Origin of the sequence: Dickeya oryzae (assembly GCF_020406815.2) — a bacterium.
Lineage (GTDB): Bacteria > Pseudomonadota > Gammaproteobacteria > Enterobacterales > Enterobacteriaceae > Dickeya > Dickeya oryzae.
Genome location: NZ_CP162670.1, coordinates 1,656,982 through 1,679,854, shown reverse-complemented (window position 1 = coordinate 1,679,854; position 22,873 = coordinate 1,656,982). Strand labels below are relative to the sequence as shown.

Annotated in this window: 21 protein-coding genes and 2 pseudogenes; 18 read left to right on the top strand and 5 right to left on the bottom strand. The window is 49.8% G+C overall.

Features of this window, described 5'->3' with window-relative positions:
- The first annotated feature begins 7 nt into the window (after positions 1 to 7).
- From LF929_RS07250 to LF929_RS07210, 9 genes are all read left to right on the top strand, one after another.
- Positions 8 to 2,755: a VirB3 family type IV secretion system protein gene (locus LF929_RS07250; RefSeq protein WP_226093273.1), complete on the top strand. Its 2,748-nt coding sequence runs from the start codon at positions 8 to 10 to the stop codon at positions 2,753 to 2,755.
- A 24-nt stretch (positions 2,756 to 2,779) separates the two neighbouring features.
- Complete coding sequence (locus LF929_RS07245; RefSeq protein WP_226093274.1) at positions 2,780 to 3,499, top strand: type IV secretion system protein; 720 nt, start codon at positions 2,780 to 2,782, stop codon at positions 3,497 to 3,499.
- Positions 3,500 to 3,509: 10 nt separating this feature from the next.
- Positions 3,510 to 3,785: an EexN family lipoprotein gene (locus tag LF929_RS07240; protein WP_019844810.1), complete on the top strand. Its 276-nt coding sequence runs from the start codon at positions 3,510 to 3,512 to the stop codon at positions 3,783 to 3,785.
- Positions 3,786 to 3,860: 75 nt separating this feature from the next.
- Positions 3,861 to 4,889 (top strand): type IV secretion system protein, encoded by a 1,029-nt coding sequence (locus tag LF929_RS07235; RefSeq protein WP_226093275.1) that lies wholly within the window; start codon positions 3,861 to 3,863, stop codon positions 4,887 to 4,889.
- 220 nt (positions 4,890 to 5,109) lie between these two features.
- Entirely contained in the window at positions 5,110 to 5,793 is a 684-nt protein-coding gene (locus LF929_RS07230) for a virB8 family protein (protein ID WP_038925981.1), read from the top strand.
- Positions 5,793 to 6,683: a P-type conjugative transfer protein VirB9 gene (gene virB9, locus LF929_RS07225; protein ID WP_226093276.1), complete on the top strand. Its 891-nt coding sequence runs from the start codon at positions 5,793 to 5,795 to the stop codon at positions 6,681 to 6,683. The genes LF929_RS07230 and virB9 overlap by 1 nt, the downstream gene beginning before the upstream one ends.
- A complete protein-coding gene (gene virB10 / locus LF929_RS07220; protein ID WP_226093277.1) occupies positions 6,680 to 7,882 on the top strand; it encodes a VirB10/TraB/TrbI family type IV secretion system protein in 1,203 nt (400 codons plus the stop codon). The genes virB9 and virB10 overlap by 4 nt, the downstream gene beginning before the upstream one ends.
- A complete protein-coding gene (gene virB11 / locus LF929_RS07215; RefSeq protein WP_226093278.1) occupies positions 7,872 to 8,888 on the top strand; it encodes a P-type DNA transfer ATPase VirB11 in 1,017 nt (338 codons plus the stop codon). The genes virB10 and virB11 overlap by 11 nt, the downstream gene beginning before the upstream one ends.
- Before the next feature lie 40 nt (positions 8,889 to 8,928).
- The gene (locus tag LF929_RS07210; protein ID WP_016941013.1) at positions 8,929 to 9,231 is read left to right on the top strand and encodes a TrbM/KikA/MpfK family conjugal transfer protein; all 303 of its coding nucleotides are present in this window, start codon (positions 8,929 to 8,931) and stop codon (positions 9,229 to 9,231) included.
- Between the two features lie 146 nt (positions 9,232 to 9,377).
- On the opposite strand, the gene LF929_RS07205 is transcribed toward LF929_RS07210, so the two are convergent.
- The gene (locus LF929_RS07205; protein WP_368678959.1) at positions 9,378 to 9,854 is read right to left on the bottom strand and encodes a hypothetical protein; all 477 of its coding nucleotides are present in this window, start codon (positions 9,852 to 9,854) and stop codon (positions 9,378 to 9,380) included.
- A gap of 71 nt (positions 9,855 to 9,925) precedes the next feature.
- On the opposite strand from LF929_RS07205, the gene LF929_RS07200 reads away from it, so the two are divergent.
- The 3 genes from LF929_RS07200 (at position 9,926) to LF929_RS07190 (ending at position 13,668) form a co-directional block, all read left to right on the top strand.
- Entirely contained in the window at positions 9,926 to 11,689 is a 1,764-nt protein-coding gene (locus LF929_RS07200) for a type IV secretory system conjugative DNA transfer family protein (protein WP_226093280.1), read from the top strand.
- Between the two features lie 8 nt (positions 11,690 to 11,697).
- Positions 11,698 to 12,444 (top strand): MobC family replication-relaxation protein, encoded by a 747-nt coding sequence (gene mobC, locus LF929_RS07195; RefSeq protein ID WP_226093281.1) that lies wholly within the window; start codon positions 11,698 to 11,700, stop codon positions 12,442 to 12,444.
- Positions 12,445 to 12,714: 270 nt separating this feature from the next.
- A complete protein-coding gene (locus tag LF929_RS07190) occupies positions 12,715 to 13,668 on the top strand; it encodes a transposase (RefSeq protein ID WP_226093282.1) in 954 nt (317 codons plus the stop codon).
- A gap of 99 nt (positions 13,669 to 13,767) precedes the next feature.
- Here LF929_RS07190 and LF929_RS07185 read toward each other — a convergent pair whose 3' ends face one another.
- Positions 13,768 to 15,636 carry a DUF4209 domain-containing protein gene (locus tag LF929_RS07185; RefSeq protein ID WP_226093283.1) on the bottom strand — a complete coding sequence of 623 codons (1,869 nt, stop codon included), beginning with the start codon at positions 15,634 to 15,636 and terminating at the stop codon, positions 13,768 to 13,770.
- Between the two features lie 126 nt (positions 15,637 to 15,762).
- Between LF929_RS07185 and LF929_RS07180 the strand changes: the two are divergent.
- Both LF929_RS07180 and LF929_RS07175 read left to right on the top strand, forming a co-directional pair.
- Positions 15,763 to 15,849: pseudogene (locus LF929_RS07180) on the top strand (mobilization protein mobC); the annotation flags it as partial.
- Positions 15,832 to 15,966, top strand: a pseudogene (locus LF929_RS07175) (mobilization protein mobC); the annotation flags it as partial. The pseudogenes LF929_RS07180 and LF929_RS07175, both read left to right, overlap by 18 nt.
- Here LF929_RS07175 and LF929_RS07170 read toward each other — a convergent pair.
- The 3 genes from LF929_RS07170 to LF929_RS07160 all read right to left on the bottom strand — a co-directional run bounded on the left by LF929_RS07170 (position 15,963) and on the right by LF929_RS07160 (position 17,784).
- Positions 15,963 to 16,277, bottom strand: coding sequence for a CcdB family protein (locus LF929_RS07170; RefSeq protein WP_226093284.1), 315 nt, complete (start codon positions 16,275 to 16,277; stop codon positions 15,963 to 15,965). The pseudogene LF929_RS07175 and the gene LF929_RS07170 overlap by 4 nt on opposite strands.
- 2 nt (positions 16,278 to 16,279) lie before the next feature.
- Positions 16,280 to 16,516 (bottom strand): type II toxin-antitoxin system CcdA family antitoxin, encoded by a 237-nt coding sequence (locus LF929_RS07165; protein WP_226093285.1) that lies wholly within the window; start codon positions 16,514 to 16,516, stop codon positions 16,280 to 16,282.
- Between the two features lie 320 nt (positions 16,517 to 16,836).
- Entirely contained in the window at positions 16,837 to 17,784 is a 948-nt protein-coding gene (locus LF929_RS07160; protein WP_226093286.1) for an ArdC family protein, read from the bottom strand.
- 482 nt (positions 17,785 to 18,266) lie between these two features.
- On the opposite strand from LF929_RS07160, the gene LF929_RS07155 reads away from it, so the two are divergent.
- From LF929_RS07155 to LF929_RS07140, 4 genes are read left to right on the top strand one after another with little or no spacing between them, the layout of a single operon-like run.
- Positions 18,267 to 19,310 carry a nucleotidyltransferase gene (locus LF929_RS07155; RefSeq protein WP_226093287.1) on the top strand — a complete coding sequence of 348 codons (1,044 nt, stop codon included), beginning with the start codon at positions 18,267 to 18,269 and terminating at the stop codon, positions 19,308 to 19,310.
- Complete coding sequence (locus LF929_RS07150; RefSeq protein WP_226093288.1) at positions 19,307 to 21,040, top strand: ThiF family adenylyltransferase; 1,734 nt, start codon at positions 19,307 to 19,309, stop codon at positions 21,038 to 21,040. Before LF929_RS07155 ends, LF929_RS07150 begins: the two co-directional genes overlap by 4 nt.
- Positions 21,033 to 21,503: a Mov34/MPN/PAD-1 family protein gene (locus LF929_RS07145; protein WP_226093289.1), complete on the top strand. Its 471-nt coding sequence runs from the start codon at positions 21,033 to 21,035 to the stop codon at positions 21,501 to 21,503. Before LF929_RS07150 ends, LF929_RS07145 begins: the two co-directional genes overlap by 8 nt.
- Positions 21,504 to 21,511: 8 nt before the next feature.
- Positions 21,512 to 22,579, top strand: a complete 1,068-nt coding sequence (locus LF929_RS07140) for an SAVED domain-containing protein (protein ID WP_226093333.1) — start codon at positions 21,512 to 21,514, stop codon at positions 22,577 to 22,579.
- Positions 22,580 to 22,873: the final 294 nt, after the last annotated feature.

Sequence of the window (22,873 nt, the reverse complement as noted above, 5' to 3'; positions counted from 1 at the left end):
GGAACCGATGACCACCCTGAATAAAGCGCTCACCCGGCCCGCCGCCATTATGGGCATCCCTCTCGTCCCGTTCGTTCTCGTCAGCGGGGCCATCGTCCTGCTGTCGGTCTATGTCAGCCATTACCTGGCGCTATTACTGATCCCGGCCTGGCTGGAAATGCGGGCGAAGGCCCGAGCCGATATCCATTATTTCGGGTTGTTATGGCTGGCGTTTAAAACCCGTGGCCGGTTTGCCACGAACCGGCATTTTGGCGCGACGGCGATGCTGGCAAACCAGTATGACGCCATCGATATTTCGGAGTTTACCGACAAGATGAAATTAAACGCGCGCATCACGCTGGATAAATACATCCCCTACTCTTCCCATCTTCACCCGCACGTCATCAGAAACCGCCACGGTGATTTCGTCGCCACCTGGGAGCTGGGCGGTACCCTGTTTGAATGTGAGGATGAACATCACCTGACGCTGATGACAAGCCATCTCAACAACCTGATCCGCTCGTATGAAGGGCTGCCGGTCACGTTCTATATTCACCGAATACGGGAGACCTATCAGGATGCGTTCGAGGCAACCTCGGGTATTCCGTTTTCCGACGAGGTCACAACGCGCTATTACCGGGCACTCAACGCGAAGCCGCTCTGGCGGCATCGGCTGTTTTTCACCGTCTGTTATGCGCCCTTCTCCGCGCTGGAGAAAAAGGCCATGAAGACACAGCCCGCCGGAAAAAGGCAGGCGGCGCTGGATCAGGCGCTGAAGGTCATGCTGGAGCACCATGCCGCACTCGGCAGCGCGCTGTCACGCTATATGGCGACCCCTTTGGGAACCTATGAGGAGAAAGGACGGGTCTACTCCGCGCAACTGGCGTTCTACCATCGCCTGATCACCGGCCAATGGCAGCCGGTGGCGGTGACACGCTCACCGTTTTACCTCACGCTCAGTACACCGGATGTGTTTTTTACCACCGATACCGCCGAATGCCAGACCGTCGGCGGCTCCCGGTTCTTCCGCAGTCTGGAAATGAAGGACTATTCGCCGGAGACCGCGACCGGCCTGCTGGATGCGCTGTTGTATGCCGAAAGCGAGTACGTACTGACGCAGTCTTTCACCTGCATGGCGCGGGATGAAGCGCAACACCATATCCGGCTGGCGGAAAAACGGTTGAATGCAACCGACGATGATGCTCTGTCACAGCGTGAAGAGCTGGTTGTCTTGCGCGACCTGCTCCAGTCCGGGCATGTGTCCTGCGGCAAATACCATTTTTCCCTGCTGGTGTCCTCGGCCAGTGCCGATCAGGTGGTCAGGGAGACCCACGCGCTGGCCCAGCCGTTTACCGACCTCGGTATCATGACCTCGCTCTCCACGCTGTCGTTACCTGCCGCCTATCTGGCTCAACTGCCCGGCATGTATACCTTTCGCCCCCGACTGGTGGTGGTCAGCAGCCAGAATTACGCGGATCTGGGCAGCCTGCATAACTTTCACCCTCACAAACGTAGCGGTAACCCGTGGGGAGAGGCCATCGCCATTCTGACATCGCCCGGCGGCGGAGGTTATTACCTGAACCTGCACGACAGCCAGGTCGGGCGGGATGACTTCAACGAGAAAACGCCGGGGAATACCGCCATCATCGGCAAAACCGGCTCAGGGAAGACCCTGCTGATGACGATGATGCAACACCTGATGCAGAAGTACCGCCATCCGGCGACATTTTCCGCTGCGGCCCCCGGTAAACGGCTGACCACCGTTTACTTTGATAAAGACCGGGCCGCCGAGATGTCGATCCGCCAGATGGGCGGGCGTTACTTTCGCATCCGCACCGGTATGCCTGCCGGGTTTAACCCGTTTTCACTTGCGCCAACCCGACGCAACATCAGCTTTATCAAGCAATTGGTCCGCATGTTGTGCCGTCGCAACAGCAAACCACTCGACCCTCGCGATGAAGCGCGCATCAGCGCCGCCGTGGATACCCTGATGCTGGACTACCCGCCGGAATTGCGCCGTTATGGCATTACCCGGCTGCTGGAAGTGTTGCCCGAACCGCCGACCCGCGAGGCCAGAACCAACGGGCTGCGCATCCGTCTGAAACAGTGGGCACAGGGCGGCGAGTTCGGCTGGATTTTCGATAATGCGGAAGACAGCTTTAACATCGGCGAGAGCGATAACATCGGCATCGATGGAACAGAATTTCTGGATGACGACGACATTCGCGGCCCGATCACCTTTTACCTGCTGTTCCGCGTCACCAGCCTGCTGGACGGTCGCCGGTTGGTGATGTTCATGGATGAATTCTGGAAATGGCTGGCGGATGTCGAGTTTTCCAGATTCTCCCTCAATATGCTCAAGGTGATCCGTAAACTGAACGGCATTTTTATCCCCGCCACCCAGTCCCCCGATGAAATTGTCAGGCACCCCATCGCGCCCGCGATTATTGAACAGTGCAGCACGCAGATCTTTCTCGCCAATCCCAAAGCCAGCCGGGCGGATTACGTAGAGAAAATGAACGTCCCCGACAGCGTGTATGACACCGTCCGTCATCTGGACCCAGGCGAGCATTATATGGTCATCGTGAAAACACCGCTGCGCGCCGGTGAAACCCGGCCCTTTGTCGCCCTGGCAAGAATGGATTTATCGGGCATCGGCAACCTCACCACAATCCTGAGCGGAAGCGAAGACAACCTGAAACGGTTTGATGCGCTTTATCAGGAAGGTATGTCCCCTCACGACTGGAAAGCAGCCTTCCTTGAACAGGCCATCTGAGATTCACTTCGGAGGTAAATCACCATGCAAACCCGCTATCTCTTTCTGGCGCTCTTGCTATGGCTGTCCGCACCGGCGATAAGCGCCGGTATCCCGGTGTTTGATGCCATCAACAATGCCGAGTCGATTAATCAATGGATGCAAAAACTCAAACAATGGCAGGAAACCGTTACCCACTATAAAGACGAGCTGGATGCCTATAAACAGCAATTGGCGACGGCAACAGGGATACGGGATATTCAGGGGTTTCTCCGCGAGGCAAAAAGCCTGAAAGACGATATCGACGCGCTTCGCAAGAACGGTATTTCACTGGATGACCTGCTGACCAATCCAGACGGTTCCTATTCTTCCGCGCTTCAGGGGTTATATAAAAAATACCAATCGTTTGATAGCTGTAACCCGTCCCGTTCATCCCTGCGTTATCAGGACAGTTGCAAACAGCTGTTACTCAATCAGGCACTGGCGATTGAGAATACCCGTGAGGTTCAGGACAGGATGACCAGCACGTTGAACGACATCGCAGACCTGTCTGACCGCATCGCCAATGCCAAAGATTCGAAAGAGTCACAGGACCTGGCGAATGCCGTTGCGGCCAAAAGCGTGCAACTGAACGCCCTGACCAGCCAGTGGGAGATGTCTGTCCGGCAGACGGAGCAGCGGGCAACACTGCTGGAGCAGCAAAAGCAGAAAGCCTTTGAGCAACAGCAATTAACTGCCCCCGTTGCCGATCTGAACAATATATAGGGAGGTTCGCATGTTAAAACCCGTATCAATCTTATGTGTCGTGTCAGCCATTATTACGCTATCCGGCTGTAAAGAGACAAGATCCGAAGCCTGGTACAAAGAGCATCCTGATGAAACATATCAAGTCTATACGCAATGCCTCAAGGATGGTGAGGCAAGTGATAATTGCGAGTTCGCCCACCGGGCAGCATTGATGTTTGCCCAGACAGGAAAACCAGGTATCAAGGAAAAATTCGAGACATTGTTCCAGCAGGAAGCCCAAAAGAGAAAAGCCGTCACAGAGTAATATCCCCACCCACGAAAACAGGGATGATTCCCTGTTTTCTTATTTTCTGTCTGTTCCTGTTTCAAGAGAGGCACCATGTCTGGTGGTATTTTCGTTGGTATGGACAAAAACATCATGGATGGGCTCAACGCCGTGTTAGCTGGTCAGTCGTCTACATTCGGCACCATGATCAGCGTTATTATTGTCAATTCCTTTACGTTATTTATTCTGTATCGCGGTTATCAGACGCTTGGCGGCAAACTCCAGACGCCCGTTGAAGATGTTGTCTGGGATGTGGGTCGCATGTTGCTGATTACTACCTTCGTGTTAAACCTCGATGGCTGGCTGGATACCAGTATTGCGGCTATTGAAGGACTTAAAGATGGTATTAGCGGTAATGATAATATCTGGGCGCTACTTGATACCGTGTGGGAAAAGGCACAGACGCTGGGACAAATGTTGTTTAACCTGGATACGTCTACCTACGTCAAACTGAATGGCGGATTGGCTGAAGTCTTGGTCTGGGGCGGTGTCATCGTTCTTTTACTGGCCGCGACGTTTGTAAACCTGCTGGCCGAAATCACCATACTGCTAATGACAACAACCTCCCCAATATTTATTTTCTGCCTGCTCTACGGTTTTCTCAAACCGATGTTTGATAACTGGTTGAAAACTATTTTTACGGCGATATTGACGATAATGTTTTCCGCCTTATCTATCCGAATAGTCATCAACTACCTGAATAAAATACTGGATGCCGCAACAACAACATCCGCTGAAAGCAACATGGTGACATTAGCAGCACAATGTTTACTGGCCGGAATTGCATCAGGTGCCGTCGTCTGGTTTTCCGCAAAGATAGCCAACGCACTGAGCGGTGTCGCCGTTCAGGCCACCTTGCAGGGGGCCACCATGAGCGGCTTACGCGGTCTGGCGAGCACGTCATCTGAAGCAGCAAAACCGGCGATGAAGACCGGCGCGGCGGCGGCCCGGCTGGCCGCCAAAGGCAGCCATGCCGCCGGGACACTCATCGCCACAGGCACCGGCAACGCCATCTCCGCATGGCAAAAGCGTGCCGCCGCCATTGAGAGTATGAAGCGCCTTAACCAACAGCATCCTCGCTAATTTCTTTCTCACTCCCCAACTCGTCACAGAGTGCCGAGGCAACCGCCGTCGATACGGTATATCTGTATCCGTTAACAAGGGCTTTCCATGAAATCCAGCATTGTCTTTCTGATGCTGTGCATCCTCACGGGCTGCGCATGGCATCAACACGACCTTCCGCCGGTATCCGGCGATCCTCAACCGGTCAATTCCCCCGCGATTATTCAGGAGCTGACAACACATGTCTGAAACAGAAAACCTCATTGCGTCATCCCGCACCTTTGAAGCGGTTCTGCTGGAAAAGGATGAGCGGGAAAAAAAGCGCGCGTGGCGCATGGCGGCAACCGGGTTTGCGCTGGCGGCGCTGACGATAACCGCGCTGATTATTCTGCTACCGCTGAAAACCACCGACATCGAATTATGGTCGGTGGATAAACAGACCGGGCGCTATGAATATATGACCCGTCTCAAGGAGAAGGATATCGCTACCGAAGCCGCGCTGGCGCATGCGCTATCCGCCCAGTACGTCCGGCTGCGCGAAGGCTATAACTATTTTTCGCTTCAGCGCGATTATGACGACGTGCAGCTCTTCAACAGCGACAGCGTGAACCGGGATTACCTCGACGAGTTTAACGGCAATCAGGCCCCTGACGTCATTTTCAATAAAGCGGAATACGTCGTGTCTGTCGAAATTATTTCCAACATTCACGCCCCCGCCACCGCCCCTGACTACCTGGCAACCTTGCGGGTTAAACGCATAATCCGCCGCATTGCGGATAACACGGTCAAAACGGATATCTGGAACATCCGCCTGACCTACCGCTACCTCCCCCGCAAACAATTGACGGACAGCCAGCGAGAAGTGAACCCGCTGGGGTTCATCGTCACCAGCTACCAGCGCGATAAAGAACTGAGGGGGGAGTGATGCTGAAAAACACCGTATTGATAGGGCTGATGCTGGCGTCGTGCGCCGTCTGGGGGGCCGCGATACCACGCGGCAGCGCGTATGACAGCCGCATCCAGCATGTCACCTATGACAGCCAGAATGCCACCGTCGTCAACACCCGCCCCGGCTACCTCACCACGCTCCTGTTCGATGACGATGAAGCGGTGCTCGACGCCCAGACCGGTTTTCCCAAAGGCTGGCGAGTGACCAAAAGCGATAACCGGGTGGACGTCAGCCCCAACCCTGTCATCCAGCCGGTAACGGAGGACAACGGCAATAACGTCAACAAGGTGTTTCTGCCGACCGCCAAAGAGTGGAAAACCAACCTGTTGGTGGTGACATCCAAACGCGAGTACAGTCTGGAGCTTAACGTGCTGGATAACGACTCGCCCTCGCAGGCCTTCATTATTCGTTTTCACTATCCCGATGAGGTACGCAGGCAATCAGCGGCCGCCGATGCCGCCCACCTGCAACGCCTGCGTGAGGCACAGGAAAAGCAACAGATTGCGGCCGCTTTCGAGCAGGCCACTACACCACGAAACTGGCGCTATACCAAGCGGGTCGCGGCGGACTCGGCGGCGATTGCACCGGATTTTGCCTACGATGATGGCCGCTTTATCACCCTCGGCTTTTCAGCCACCAAAATCCTGCCGTCACTGTTTCGGGTCGTTAACCAGCAGGAACAAACCGTCACGCCCCGAATCACCAAACACGGGAACTACACCGTGATGGTCGTGCGGGCCATGTCGCCGCATCTGGTGTTGCGTTATGGCCACGCCGTGGTCGGCATTGAGAATACCGCATTCGGCAACGTCGCCGTCAGCGCTGGTGACACCGTTTCGCCCGCCGTCACGCTGGAGGCCAAATGACAGACCATCCCATCCCGGATACAGCGGAAAAAACCGTGGCTGAACGGGAAGCCGAAGCCCGCGAACGCGCCAGAGCCGCGAGAGAAAGCCAGACACCGGCGCACAACACACCGCCCGGTCAGCCGGAAGTCACCCGCTTTAAAAAAACCGCCAGTCGCCGAACGCTGCTGGTCAGCCTGCTCAGTCTGGCGGTGCTGATGCTGCTGGCATGGAGTGGGGATCGCTTTTTTGGCGCAGTCAAACACAGCGATGACAAGGCGACGGAGACCCAGCCGCCGACCGGCGCAATACCGCCTGCGCGTAAAAACCTCGGTATGGACCGTCATCCGTTCGGTCTGTTCGAGCAGAGCAGACCGGAAACCACAACGGATCATCGCCAGACGCAGGCTGCCCCGCCACCGCCAGCACCGCCCGCGTTAAACAAGGCCGCCGCCCTGGCCGACGGGTTAAGTCAGGCGTCAGATACCGCATCGGCTTCCCACGTCACCGCCTCCGGTACTGACAAGCAAAAGCCCACTACCGCGCCTGACCCGGAGATAAACGACGCCGCTCCCGGCGTGGTAACAGTCACCCACGTCCGGCGGCTCGGTCTCGATCCCGATCTCTACCTGCCGGTTGATAGCTACATTCCCTGCTCGATGATGCAGCGCTTTGTTTCCGATGTCGGCGGGCGGATTTCCTGCCTCATCAGCGAGGATGTCTACAGCGCCAGTCATCATGTGAAGCTGCTCCCGGCAGGCACAGTCGCCCGTGGCGTCTATCGTACCGGCGCACTGCAACAGGGCCGGAGCCGGATGTTTGTCATCTGGACGGCGTTACGCACACCGGAGCCCGGCAGCCTGCACATTCCGCTGACCGATACCGAGGCCACCGGCCCGCTTGGAGAGGCTGGGATTAGCGGCAGGATCGATACCCATTTCTGGGAGCGGTTCGGCAACGCGTTAATGCTGAGTACGGTACAGGACGTCGCCGCTGCGGCGGCGAATACAGCGCCGGGGAAAGACCGTAATACCGACTACACCGAGAATACGCGTGCTGCCGCCTCGGAGATGGCAAAAACGGCACTGGAAAACAGCATCAATATCCCGCCCACGATGTACCTCAATCAGGGGGAGGTGATCGGCATCATGACCGGCACGGATATCGATTTCTCTTCCGTTTATCAACTGCGTCTGAAAAAGAGGTGGTATGAACGCTGAAAACCTGTCGCTGGATTTTATGAAACATCAGCTATTTGGTGAATTTCTGCCACTGGCAGGCCTGACGGAAATCGCCATTAATCGCCCCGGCGAGATCCACACCAAAATAAACGGTCGATGGCAGAGGCATGAATCGCCAGTCACCTTGCGCCAATGTCATGCCTTTGCCAACGCGCTGGCCTCATGGCATGACGATAATATTGATGACACGTCGCCGATTCTGTCCGCCACGCTGGAGTCCGGCGAACGCATTCAGGCCATTATTCCCCCGGCTTGTGAGCGGAATACCGTGTCCATCACGCTGCGCAAGCCGTCATATGCGCAGAAAACGCATCAATCGTGGATTGAGGCGGGCTTTTATCACCGCGTAACCGGTCAGGAGCAGGCTGAAAGCAAAGACGAGGAGCTGACCCGCTATTACAGCAGCGGAGATATCTCCCACTTTATTGAAAAAGCCGTCGAGTACGGCAAAACGCTCTTTATTGTGGGGGAAACCGGCTCGGGTAAAACCACCTACATGAAGACGTTGCTGCACTATATTCCGTCGCATCTCAGGCTGACGACAATTGAAGACAACCCTGAAATCCGGTTTTACCACCACACCAATTATGTGCATCTGTTTTACCCGGCAGAGGCCACCGACGAGGCGATTGTCACCCCCGGCAGGCTGATACGGGCGAATTATCGAATGAACCCGGACAGAATTCTGCTGGCGGAAATTCGCGGGCGGGAAGCATGGGACGCACTGAAAATTATCGGCTCCGGCCATGAAGGGCTTATTACCTCCCTGCACGCGGGCAGCCCGGAAGAATGTATTGAGGGACTCATCGACCGCTGCTATGAAAACCCGGACTGCAACAATATCCCGTTCGATGTGCTGTTACGCAAGGTGCTAAAAAGCATTGATGTGATCATCAGTATTGATATCCATGGCGACGTCCGCCGGATGAGCGATATTTATTTTAAACCGGTACACCTGCATCACATGAAGGAAATATTCAGATAGACGAACCATCCCCCCCTGCCACCCAGTAAAGGTATTCGATATGAAAACCGTCATACTCACCGCCTTTCTTCTCGGCATGAATGTATTATTTCCGGCCTCAGTGATAGCCGCTGATGCCTGTGAAGCTGTTTTATGTCTGTACGGTAAAACCACCGGAAACAGCGGTGGACATACCTGTCAGTCGGCTGAACGCGCCTTCTTTTCTATTGTGAAAAAGAACCGGCACGGTTTTCTCCCCGGCCAGACTGCCGATGCCAGGCAATCCTTTTTAAACGAATGTGATTCGGCTGACCCGGCAGCTATTAGCCAGATTATCGGTCAATATGGCCGCGTTCGTGGCTAATACTGACGAACCGGGCGCAAAGGCGTGACGGTTTTCAGGTTTTTACGGCCCGCCCATTTTTCGCGAGTTAAGGCACGAAAAATACCGGGCCGTAAAAATGAGGCAGCGGACAGAAATATTTTCGCGGATTAAGGCGCGAAAATATTTCAGGCACCGCGCCTCACCGGCAAACAGCCGCGCCCACGCGGCTTTTGCAGGCCGGGGGGAGCCGCAAAAAATTTGCCGCCCCAGCGAGCAAATAGGCGCGCCCACGCGCCGGTTTTTGTGGGGGGCATGCCCCGCACACCGTCGCGGCTAAGTCTCCGGCCCAAAGCCGGTAGCGTGGCGCGACCACCCACTTTGAAGGCGTTTTCCCATTTTTTCGCTGGCCGGAACGGACAACAGAAAAAATAGGCGAAAAACGGCGTCTCAAAGGGGGTGGTCGCGCGTAGCGGGCGACGGTGTGCCGCCGTTGACGTTGGGGGTTTTGGCGCGGCGTCCAGCCACGACATTACCCCCATGAGCCAGGCAATAAGGGCGTCCAGCCCGCATGAACTGGCGCACGCCGTTCCGTGCCGGGAAGTGAACTTTCCGGCGCATGGCTGCGAAGAAGCCACCGCATTCGCCTCACCCGTTCGCCTCATGACATCGACTCATACGCTGAGGCGAAAGGATGAGGCGATCTCATGAGGCGAGAGCCGACACCGGAGGCACTATGCTGTTAAATAAGCTTGCCGTTTCACTGTCGCCGATAGTGAACGGAATGCTGGCACTGCTAGTTTTTACGCAACAGCATCAACTGATGCTGGCGTTATTATCGGGGCTGACGTTACCGTTTTTCGCATCAATGAAAAGCGGTGAACGACAAACAGCCTCGTTCTGGAAAAAGGGAATTATCGCTTTTTCCCTGCTGTGTTTTCTGTTTGGCACCATGGCCCCGGTGATCATCAGGTTCTTTCAGTGGGTCTATCAGACCAGAATAGCCACCCGGTATTCGCTGGCAACCTGGCCGATACTGATTATCCTCACGGCAACAGGGATTATCTTCCATATTATTCTGCGTCGGGCATTAAATCCTGAACTGGATAAAATAAAGAAACGCCTGGTTAAAAAAACCACCCTTGAGCGGGAATTACGCACCGATGTGCGCACCGTGAGATCATTGCTGCCTGAAACGCTGCATTATGATCCGCTGGATTATATCGACCTGAGCAAAGGGTTATTTATCGGGATGGACCGCTATATTCAGCCGATGTATCTCCCGTTAAACAACTGGCAAAAACAGCACGCGGATATTATCGGCACCACCGGGGCTGGAAAAGGGGTAGCTGCCGGGATATTGCTTTATCAAAGTATCCTGGCGGGTGAAGGGGTATTTATTATGGACCCGAAAGACGATGAATGGGCCCCACACCTTTACCGAAAAGCCTGTGAGGATGCAGGCAAACCGTTTGCCTTAATTGACCTGAGAAAACCGCATTACCAGCTAAACCTGATTGAAGCAATTACCGCCGATGAACTGGAAGCGCTTTTTGTCGCCGGATTTAGTCTGGCGGAAAAAGGCCAGGAATCTGACTTTTACCGTATCAGCGACAGAAAAGCGGCACGTATAGCGGCGCAATTTGTCAGCAACCGCCCTTCTTCGACTCTGCGTGATATTTATAACAGCGAGTATGTTCAGAGTATTGCTGAGAAGATCAACGCGTTTTTCGGCAAGCTTGAAGAGCTGGCGTTGCTCAATGCCATCAACGCGCCGACAGGATTTTCACTCCAATCGGTTTTTGATGAAGGTGGCTGCTGCTATGTCATCGGCTCAATGCGCAACAGCAAGATAATTACCGCACAACGCATGTTGCTGGTTCGCCTTTATCAGTTAGCGGAGCGGCGCGACCGGGTACACATCGCGCCGCGCCCTGTGGCTATTTTTCTTGATGAACTGAAATACCACCTATCAAAACCAGCGCTGGAGGGGTTAGGCGCGGCACGGGATAAAGGCGTACATATCATCATGGCCCATCAGTCCGTCGCCGATTTGAAAGACTGCCCGGCGGATTTAAACGGCGATGCGGTTGTCGGTGCAGTCGTTGAAAACGCTAAATTCAAGCTAGTTTACCGCGTTATGGACCCGGATACGGCGGAATGGGTGGCGAGAATGTCCGGCACCATCTTAGTGGATGATGAAATCCGCAAAGCGAAAACCGATGCCGTACTGACGGAAACCATCGGCGATGAACGTACTATTAGACAGGCCGAGCGTTTCTTTATTGACGGCAATATGATCCTCAATCTGCCTGATTTCGTCAGTTTTATCTTCACCACGAAAACACTTCCCTCCGCCTCGCTGATTTCCCCCATCCAGGTGCAAAAACGTGAGCTGGAAACGTTCACCGTTTCGCCTGATATCGCTGCATCAGCGGCACCGGTAAAACGAGCGCTGGATTTCAGCGAAGAAGAAAGCGTGCCTCAGATCGATTTTTAGGAGACACCATGTTGATATCAACATATCGAGATCGCCACAGGCGTAATAACGAGAAAATAAAGATACTGCTGAATTTCCTGAAAGAAGAAACCTACAGTGACTTTAAAACACTGATGCTGCTTTTTGATTTTAAAAATCACAAACCACTTTATCTGTTGCTTGCCAAAGCCATCAAAATGGGATGGGTACAAAAACATGAATTTGATACCCGCACGGGAAAAATCTCTTTGTGGGGGATCACCAGCGACGGGTTAGCAGTGGTAGTAAAACCCAATGACGATATTTTCCCGGCACGGTTTGAACCGTCCAGACTCACCGGCTGGACGTTAGAGCACCATCTGGATAATCAGGCAGCCCGGCTTATTCTGGAGAAAAAAGGCGCTACCGACTGGATAAACGGTGATCGCTCAACCTTCCTCAGCCGGTATCAGGTCAAACACCGCCCGGATGGACTCATCACCCTCCCTGACGGACAGGTCATTGCGGTAGAAACCGAGCGCCGCTTGAAAACCAAAGCCCGTTACCAGTCGATTATCGCCAGCCACCTACTGGCCCGTACCCACAAGCACTGGATGTACGTTTTCTATATCGTGCCGGACCCGCAGAAAAAACGGGCTCTTGAACTGCTGTTCGCCAGCATCAAACACGTCATCGTTAATCATCAACCTATCCCGCTGGAAGTGCGACATCGGAATGTTTTTCGTATTTATACGCTTGCCGAACTGCGACAGTTGGAGCTGGGGCAATATTCATAAGCTGGATCTGGCGTTGCCAAATCAATGGTCGGCTAAGAGCGAAATATAGACTTTCATACCCTGAACGTTACGCTATTAGGTGATCCAGGGTATGCACTTGCTGGTTACGAATATTGAGCGAGAATCATGCGATGATCACCGCTTTTCTTTCGAGCCAGCAAGTGCTCCACGTTCGTTAACGAATACTCAGGGCATGCAGACAAACTGCTGACTATATTTCTTTCGAAGAACGTGGAATGCATACCAATCCTCGATAAAAAGGAGTTGGTGATGACTGCGATAAATCAGTTTACTGCTCATATTGGCCTCGACTGGGCGGATAAAAAGCACGATGTATGTGTTCAGTTTAATAATGGCGAGCGAGTCTTCCATGTCATTGAACATACGCCAGAAGCACTTGATACCTGGCTGAAAGCATTGCACAAAAAAGTGAAAGGCAGGATCGCAGTCGCCATTGAACTTAAAAAAGGCCCGGTGGTTTTCGCGCTACAAAAATACCCGTTTATTACTGTTTTTCCTGTTCATGCGTTATCGCTTGCTCGCTACAGGCAGACCTTCTGGCCCAGCGGGGCAAAAGACGACCCGCAGGATGCAGAACTGGCGCTGGAACTGATGTTACGTTATCCCAAAAAGATCAAAGCCATTGAACCCGACAATGCGATCCCGTTGACGACAGACCCGAGTGTTATAGAGGCTAATACTTTGATGGCAACAGCACTGGCGGCACAAATTAAAGTCGTGAGTGAAATCATCAAAACCTATGACGAACGAATCGAAACGTTGTTTGATACATTGCCAGATGCAGAGCTATTTAAATCACTTCCGGGCATGGGGCCGTGTATGGGCCCACGTATGCTTGCTGCACTTGGAGATAACCGTGACCGTTTTAATAGTGCAGAAGAAATTCAAAACTACGCAGGTATCGCGCCAGTAACCGAGCGAAGCGGTCAAAAATCCTGGGTACACTGGCGATGGCAATGCGCCAAGTTCGTCCGTCAGACATTCGTGGAATGGGCTGCGAAGACGGTTAACTCATCATATTGGTCCAGACTGTATTATCAGAGCCTCAGAAAGAAGGGTAAATCTCACCAGTCTGCTATCCGGGCACTGGCGTTCAAATGGATCCGGATAATTTATAGCTGCTGGAAGAACAGAACCTGTTACGACGAAGCAAAATACTTACTGGCGCTGGAAGAGCGAAAATCGCCCTTACTGAAGCCATAAAAAGCTTGTTGAATGTCTCAGGGCGTGAAGCAGAAGTTCTCCTTCACGCTGGCCCTGCTGCAAGTAATCAGTAGTTATATGTCATAAAGCCCACAAATTTTAGTTTTCCTCTACAGACGGTGCTATATGTTCATCCCAGCAAGCTAACAGAGGCCAACATACAAGACGATAAATCAACCAGCAGGCATAAATAGCTGAAGCGCTAAAACATCCTCCCGCAGACAATTTCCCGTGCGCTATTTCATGGCGCAAAGATGGACCAGGTTTGTAATTGAAGAGTAAATCAATAATATTTATTAAATCCTCACCAAATACCTGCTCCAGATCAGGGCGAAGGTTTTCTAGCATTCCAGATAGAGAACGGTCTTCCTGAAGAAGTTCATTATCTAATTTAGAAGTCTCACGGTTTAGCGTATGCATATAAAATCGTATTGAGTTTTCAAGTTGAGGAACAAGAAGATAAATAGCAGAAGCATAATCACCCTGAAAAAAACGAGAGAAGCCTAACGAAAATATATGTTCATGACCACGCGGAACGAATGGACTTAATGCGACAATATATTCAAAATGACGCTCTTCTATTGAAAATCTGGTTGATAAACAATAACGAACAGGATCTACATAACCTGAAACGAAGTAATGATATAATAAATCAAGAGTTTGTATATGTTGAGACTTGTACCATTCCTCTGGGGGATTCCCATCAATGGAGGCTGCAGGAGTTTTGGCGTAGACCTTACCTTCTATATCAGTATGAACAGCACCTATGAAATTACTAAAAAAACTATTCTTTCGAACAGAATCAGCATGCTGACATAGTTCACTCTTAGAGATAAGATATGGGGCTATGGTAAACTCATACAAACAAGCTGAAAGGGGGAGAGTTGAGTAGATTTTAGATGTTTCTTCTCTCGCTTCATCGGCATCTATGGGAGTTGTGAATGTTGCAAATTCATCGCGTGATGATATCTGTAAGTCACGTAACTCGGCAATCAGGGCTGCTACTCGCTCTTTGTTCCCACCTATAGAACGCAGTTCCCCTATCGCAATGCTTGTCCAGTATGCCTTTGCTGAAGCCTGACTGACATGCTCTCTCATCCTAAGTGTTTGCTCTACTGCGTTCTCCTGGCACTCCCGCTTGGAATTATTGTCCCCAGTTTTTTCAAATGCAGTTGCCGCCAAATAAAATACTTTTTTGACAACCTCTGGATATGAATGAGTATCTATCTCACTTGCTAGTTTCTTGGCGTCCTTGGCAACAACACTCCAATCAATGATTTTCTTATTTGCTCCATGCCGCGCAACTCGTTCAAATATTACATACAACTTTAGCTCTAATGCCTTTGCATACACAATATCAAATGCAGATTGTACATTTTTTGGAAGCGTGTTTTTCTTTTGTGTCAACGAAACTATATCAAACGCACGTCTTAAGAATTGTTCAAGCTTCCCTATATGATTAAGGACTCTATAAGAGTCCACGTCGAAAATACGGTCACTATATGTGTCTATAAGTTCACAGTAGGTATTTATTGCTACTGTTGCCGCGTCTTTTTTACTTTTATCATTAGTCCATATTATGTCTGCTACCCGGGCTCGAAGTAGTCTGTTTTCAATTTGAATGACTACGTTTGAAAGAATATCATTTTGTTGACCGCGGAAGTCGCTAGGTATGTAAGAACGACCATTTGGACCACTCCATACTGGTCCCCATGGTTGGACAGGGTCACCCGCTCTAAAATGAAATGAACAAATCGCCTTTAGCAACTCATAAACACGTTTATGAGCCTCGTCGGAGGATTGTGCCGATGCTTCGATCTGATGATTTAGTTCATTATAATCACAAGAGACCGGTTCTGGTAACAATGATTCAAAGTTAAAAGTGGCGAAATCTTCTGCTGTTGCCAGAACTACAGGCATGGTGGCCATATCACTTTTTGGTTGGTGGCAGTCGTCTTGAATTACCATGATGATTCCCTTAATACGGTTTGGTTGAACTGTAGTGATCGACAAAATTTGGCCGCGGCATGAGAGTTTCTCTAGAACCACCATATTTCCGCTCCTGGCACGGAGCGGGCAGAGAGTAAGGCCACAAAGCACCTTGAACAGCGTCGCCTGATGCTGCAATGGTGGGCTAATTTTCTGGATGCTAACAGCAACGGTCTGGTTAGGCCGTTTGACAGTATCAGGACGGTGGCAAGGAACGGTATTCCAGTTCCGTTTGACGCCAAAAACCGGGAGATGTTTCTGTTCCGCACGATAGCCGAACTGGAACAGGCTCCCGTCGGTCACGACTAAATGCCGTCAATAAGGAAATCGATGGCGGCCTTTACCTGATTACGGTACTGCGACGCATCACAAAACACCGCCCCCAGGGCCTGCACAGGAATACTTGCCAACTCGTGCGTCATTACGGCGTATTCTTTGCCGTCCGTCAGCCTGACGACGGGGACAAGGCGATCCGGTCGGCGACCTGCCGGGTACTTTTCAACTGGGAGCAACGGGATCACTATCCGACGATTCAACTGCCCAATAATATCGCTCGTGACATCAAGCAACAGCGGGTAAATGGTGCTTTTCCCGGTATTACCGTATACGGTGAATTGCATGGTTAAAACGTCCTGTATTCATCGCTGAAACAGCCATTCTCATCATGAAAGCGATTTAATGCTGCGAGCGCCTCGCTGTTCTCTTCCTGCCATTTTTTCGCTTCATGCTGGCGAAGCTCTGCATCCAGGGCGGCGGTCAGGGTGGCACTCAGGTTAATACCCGCTTCACGCGCCCGGACCAGTAAGGCTCGCTCTACCGTCATGGTCACGCTCTGCGTGTTGCGTTGTTTCGCGGTCATGATTTCCTTCCTATATGAGATACGTGTGCATTACACGGCACAATACACTTATCATAACACCAAAAACAGGCCCAGCTACCGTTGCTGTCCTGCAAACGTCATCGTCAGCCGTCATACCTGAGCCGTCGTTTATAGCAATCAGCGGTGTAAAAACGCCGTTTGCGGGATGCGCGGGCTCTTTGCCGCCCGCACCCGCAGCCTGAGAATATTCCGGGCATTCAATGCCCAGAATATTCTCAGGGAAATTAAAAACGCCGTCACGCTGGCTGCCCAGATATCAGGTTAACGCCGCCTTCCTTTGCGGCGTCTTGGGCTTCAACTCAAACCTTATCCATCAGATAGCGATGCGCTTTTGATGCTGCACTGGCGGCTTTGAAAATATAGCGCTTGTCGTTCTTCAACGCTTTCAGCCAGGAAGCGATATAGCTTTCATGCTGAACCTCTCCGACAATCCCCAGATCCGCCATCAGGAACGCGCTTCCCAACTCGGCGATCAACTCTTCAAAGGCGTAACCTTCACTACCAAACGTCCCTTTCATTTCACGGTTAAGACGTATTTTTGCTCCGCTCCAGTGAACCAGCTCATGCAGACCGGTAGCGTAGAAATTAGCGGCATCGGAAAAAAGGTGGCGCTCCGGCAACCAGACTTCATCCGTGGACGGTTTGAAAAAGGCATTTTGACCTTTCTCTATGATACGGGCACCACTGCGACGAAACAGGTTTTCAGCCTGTGGTAACGGCTCGAACGTCTCAGCGAGGCTAACCGCCTCAGTTGTCAGCGGAAGGCCGTCAATTTGTTCAACGTTAAACACGGTGAAGGTTTTCAGCATCGGGATCTGGTCGATTTCTCCATCTTCGTTTTCCTTCTCTAAGGTTGTATAGAAAATGGCTGTCGTGCCGTGCTCGCCTTTACGAACCTGCCCACCGACTGCCTGTGCTTGTTTGTAGGTCATCCAGCGTGAATCACCAAAGCCCTGTTCTGACGCGCTGCACCACAGCAGCATGATATTCATTCCGCTATACGCGATACCGGTTGCGAAGTTGGAAGGTAAACCGGACATGCCCGGCACTCGCTGCCACGGACACGTCCAGGGCTTCACACCGGCTTCCAGCGCGGCGATGATGCTGTCGGTGACAGTCTGGTAAATATCGGTTTGGGTTTTGGAAAATTTCGTTTTTGAGGAGCCTGACTGCTCCAGCGGGGATACGCTGGTCGCCGCTGCGGTGTTAGGGGCGCTAGTCTGGGTGGTATGCAGGGAAATGGTCATGGTTTTTCTCCGTCAGTGGTGTGATTTTCGTCTTCGTATCGCCTGACGGTTCGCTTTCCCGGCATAGTTCCGGCACGCAAGGGCGCAGAATGCGTGCCATTTACCCTTGCGGGACGGATTGTGTTGGGAAACGATTAACCGGAAGCTGATACGGGGAACGAAAAAGAACACGGGAGAAAAAACTGACCCTGCATAGTCGGGCGTAGCGCCCCTTACTTAGCAGCAGTGAAGTGGGTTTGGGGTTTGAATTGCTGTTATTATCTCAGCCTGAGTTGGTGGTATGACCTTCTCAAAAAAAGTTTTCTCACTTAGTCACGTATACACTACTGGCGGATAAGGTCACATTTGAAAGCAAGTTAATCGTTATAAATATGAATAATTTTCAATGTAAATCAGAATCAGATTAAATTTTTATCCTGTTACTTGAAATCAAGCGAAGCGACCCCAATTCAGATTTTGTTCACAACAAATGCGGGGTCAGTATGAGTCTTCAAAATAAATTTAAGAATTTTCACGATGCTATCAAGTTAGGGAGGAAAGACCTGGAATACACGACAGCCCGTCTCAAAGACGATAGCATTACTTCCGATATCATTGAGCGGTTCAAGGAGGATGGATATCCTGTTATTGAAGATTTCATCCAGGGGTCTTTGGCGACCTTTACAGCTATTCGGGAAAAAGGGCAGGATTTCGATATTGATCGTGCAATTGTTATTGAAGCGGGACAGGCTCCAGAAAACCCGATAATACCCAAGCTTGCAGTTCTGGAAATACTGGAAAGGCGAGGTTTTAAAAATGCTAAAATTAAAAAACCTTGTGTGACTGCTGATTACAAGGCTGATGATCTGCATATTGATATACCAATTTACCGTAAGTACGATAACGGTCAGTACGAACTGGCCGTCGGCAAGAGATACTCAGATGATGAAAACCGTGAGTGGGCCAGAGCAGCTCCACGTGAACTTATCGACTGGGTAAATAAGTACGACGCAGATGAAGCTCATGGCTCGAATAAGCATGATCAGTACCGACGTATTGTCAGATACCTTAAGCGCTGGAGAAATTTTACTTTTAGCGATGATGTTCGCCGCAAAATTTACTCCATTGGTATTACAGTTATAGTTAAGGAATCTTTCAACCCTTCAATTAATGATGAAGGCTTTCCTGATGACCTTACTGCTCTGAGATCGACAATCAACCACATTCTCAACTACCGCAGCTATTTCTCGCTGGTTGATGTGGATAAATACAGGATTGAAGTTACGCTTCCAGTAAGCCCTTACAGGGACATTTTCCATTGCAGCAGCGTTGCAACAGGTTCTCAGTTCCGCAACAAGCTGAATGCACTTCTAAAAACACTGGACAAGGTCGCTGAGGAAGAGCAGGAGCCCAAACAGTGTGAGTTGCTACGTAGTGTATTTGGCGAAGATTTTCCCGTGTGCGCAGCAACCTCATCTGCTTCGTCAACTACTATAAAAACGGTTTTTGCATCTGCCGGAGTTGTGGGGACATCACAAGGCGCATGAATTATTCAGCCATTCTGACTCATTTGAACGAATGCGGATACAAGGTATCCGCAGTTCCATCGAAGACAGCCAAAGTCGGGTTCTTAAGTGTAGAACTGGAGATAAGCGATGTGCCAATTACGCTTTGGCACATCGCTGTTTCTGAGCTATCCAGAATGCCAGCCTTTCTCCTTGCCAACCCATCAGCACTGCCTCGACTTGCACATACAGCATTATCTCCTGATGCGCACTTTGCAAGCATTTGTGTGAATGTGCCTGACGCAGTTTCTGTAAACTTTGAGCGCCCTGAACTGGCCTTCGAAGAGTCTCTTAAAAGGCATATATCGTTATTAAGTCAGGCTTTGACTGATAGCGATTGGAATACACAGGAGCTACTTCGGGAGTTTGAAGCTGGATGGCTGAGTATAGTTGAGCCTGATACGGTCCCGTTTCTTTGTCTCTCTGAAAGTGAAGAAGCAGAAGAGTTGTACGTTCTTCAGCCACAAAAAGGTAATATAGGTCTGGGGCGATATTTTTTAGGATATGTAGAAGGTTCGATTCCGGAGAATATTTTTTCACCTATAAATCAGGTTATCAATGAGCGCCAAGCGGCAAATGGTAACGGATTCGTTATCCCGCTAAGCGTGGCAAAACCTGCACCATGGAAAAAGGATGAACTTGCTGACTGGTATCTTGATTTGCTCTCAGATCTACCAACGGATATGCTAACCAAATTAACACAACAGTTTGCTCAAAAGCGTTCACGTGAGTTTTGGTTAGTCTTTAGTGCCCAAACCACTTCGGGAATCACATGGTTTGGAATTCATTTTTTCCAAAAAAACTCAGGCAAGGCTCGAAAAACTTTGCCTTTTAAGCATTCACATCTAACCGATTGGGCTCTGGAGCCCTTCACAGTATTAACGTTTAACAAAGAAAGGATTATGCCAAGGAGTGGTGCAGAACAATCCCTTCTTAACAAAAAAGTTATGCTTGTTGGCTGTGGTTCCGTGGGAGGAGACGTTGCAGATAAACTCGCAGCTTCTGGCGTTGGTTATATGGGATTATATGACCCAGATATCCTTTCGTTGAACAATCTATACCGACATATTCTGCCTCCGACGTATGTTTCATACTATAAATCGCAAGCATTGAGGCATAGTCTCATCAGTAAATATCCTTGGCTTGAGATTAAGAGTTATAGTGATAATTTACTTGATTTAAGACATCGTGACGAACTTATGCAGTATGATCTTATCATCATAGCGATAGGAGCACCGACTCATGAGCGATTGTTTCATGATTATTTGATCAAGGAAAAAATTAAGATTCCGGTTATTAATACATGGGTTGAAGGGTATGGCATCGGTGGACATGCGGTTCTGGAAATTCCGGGAACAAAAGGCTGTTTGCGATGTGCGTATGTTGACCCTGCTGATTTTTCAAGAGGGCTGGTTTCTAACCTGAATTTTCTGGCTCCAAATCAGGACCTGACTAAAAATCATGCCGGGTGTGGAGATGCATTCCTACCATACACCTACATAGCATCTACTCAAACTTCACTTATTACTGCTAACCTCGGGATCAAATGCCTCCTCGGTAAGATTCGTGAATCATCCAGAGTGAGCTGGAAGGGGAGCTCTGAGGATGCAACAGCAAATGGATTCAAATTAAGCGGAAGGTATCATGCATTCACACGTACATTAGAAGTGCTACCTTTATTCAATGATGAGTGTGATATCTGCAATGGATAATTTTGATGAACTAATTGTGGATACCGATCATTTTAGTATCCACATCGCAGAGAAAGTTTATGAAATCTGGCAGGGGCTTCGGCAGCTCAAACCAATGGATCCGGAAGCATTTGGAGTGCTCGTTGGCAACAAAGACCTTGAGATTGAGCGCTACGGTTTAGTTGAAATTACAGTGCCACAGAAAGGGGATCGATGCTCAAGAATGAGTTTTACTCTCAGGGATCCCGAGCATCAGCGTACAGTCGATCGACTGTATAAGAATTCCGAAGGTCAGTTGATCTATTTTGGCACATGGCATACACATCCTGAAAAAGATCCTCACGCTTCATACACCGATATTCGGGACTGGAAGAATTGTAAGTTACGGAATCCAGGGCAGAGGCTTTTTTTTATAATAATTGGTACAGAAAAAAACGCTCTTTACTATTTTGATAATGAAAATATCCTACGGCAGGAATTCTGAAGATTATGATGGATAAAGCGACATTAATTTACCTTATTAAGTTTATTTTTAGACCAAAAGATCAACTTTCCAAACTTACACTTGGTTTGTTGAGTTTAGGGATGACAGGATTAGTTGGTGGTTGGGGCGGAAATATTGTTTTCTCAGAAGTTTTTTTAAAAAGATATAGTGATACTATTGATGGGGTAAGTTTAACTTACCAAAAATACTCGGATATTGCCCAAATAATTAGTTTATCCTTTATTGTGATAGGTTTTATTTTATGGTGTATTTGCGTATATCTTGCTCTTCGGGATTTGAATAAGCGAGACATTGCCCTTATTCGTGCATATGGGTTTGAAAATACTGATCCACAAGCTGCGGAGAGAGTGCTCTCTTCCAGAGAAAAGGCAAAAATTTTGCCTGTGGACTTTAAAGCATTTGATTCAAGGGATAAAAATAATAACTTATCCAATGCAAGTTTTATCCGACAAACAATTAGAGAAAGAATACATCACACTGATGCGACAACCGCTTATGTTGCAGCACTCGGTAGCGTTCCATATCTGTATATGATTGGTAGCTTTATGACGGACGGACACTTAGCGCTTAAACTGTTTGACTTTGATCGGGGTAAAAAAGTTTTTCATTCTCTTGATGCACCTCCGACAAATGCAGAGATAGTAAAACGCTACAATGGTCAGCAAATTTCTGATAGTAAATATGTGCCATCAAACAACGGAAAGGTTATCGGTCTTGCAATTTCATTTACGATGGAAATTTTAGAAAAAGATCTTCCTGCTGAGTTTATTGGACACACCTTACATGCTCAGCTGAATACAGGGTTCCGATTTGATAATCTTCCAGAGGAAGAAGAACAAGAGAAAATTGTAAAAAGCCTTAGTTATATTATCTCTGAATTAAAAAAACAGGCCGATGAAGTACATCTTTTTGTTTCTGCCCAAGCATCGCTTATCGTTCGACTTGGCACTCTTTACCAGGAAGGGTTACATGGTGCTATCAGTATTTGGCACTGGAACTCTATAGCTAACCATTATGAATGGTGTCTAAAGATCACTAGTAAAAGTGTAAGTTAACTATGAGATCAATACTGACAGGCTGAGAACTCAGTTATAATACCCTGACGTGAGTAAACTCACAGGTCAGGGTTGCGGACATATATAATATGCGCGTGGATCAGTCTGTTGCCCTGAAATTTACACTCTTTTATTATATTTTCATATAGTGATCGAATTTTTCTACGCAGCGATACCTAATCTGTATTAGCTCAGTCTTGGATTGGCAGTATGACATTCCCCCCAAAAGTTTACTCACTTAGCCGAGTGTCCACTCTTGCTGGAAAAGATCAACCTACATCTGTCACCAAGCCG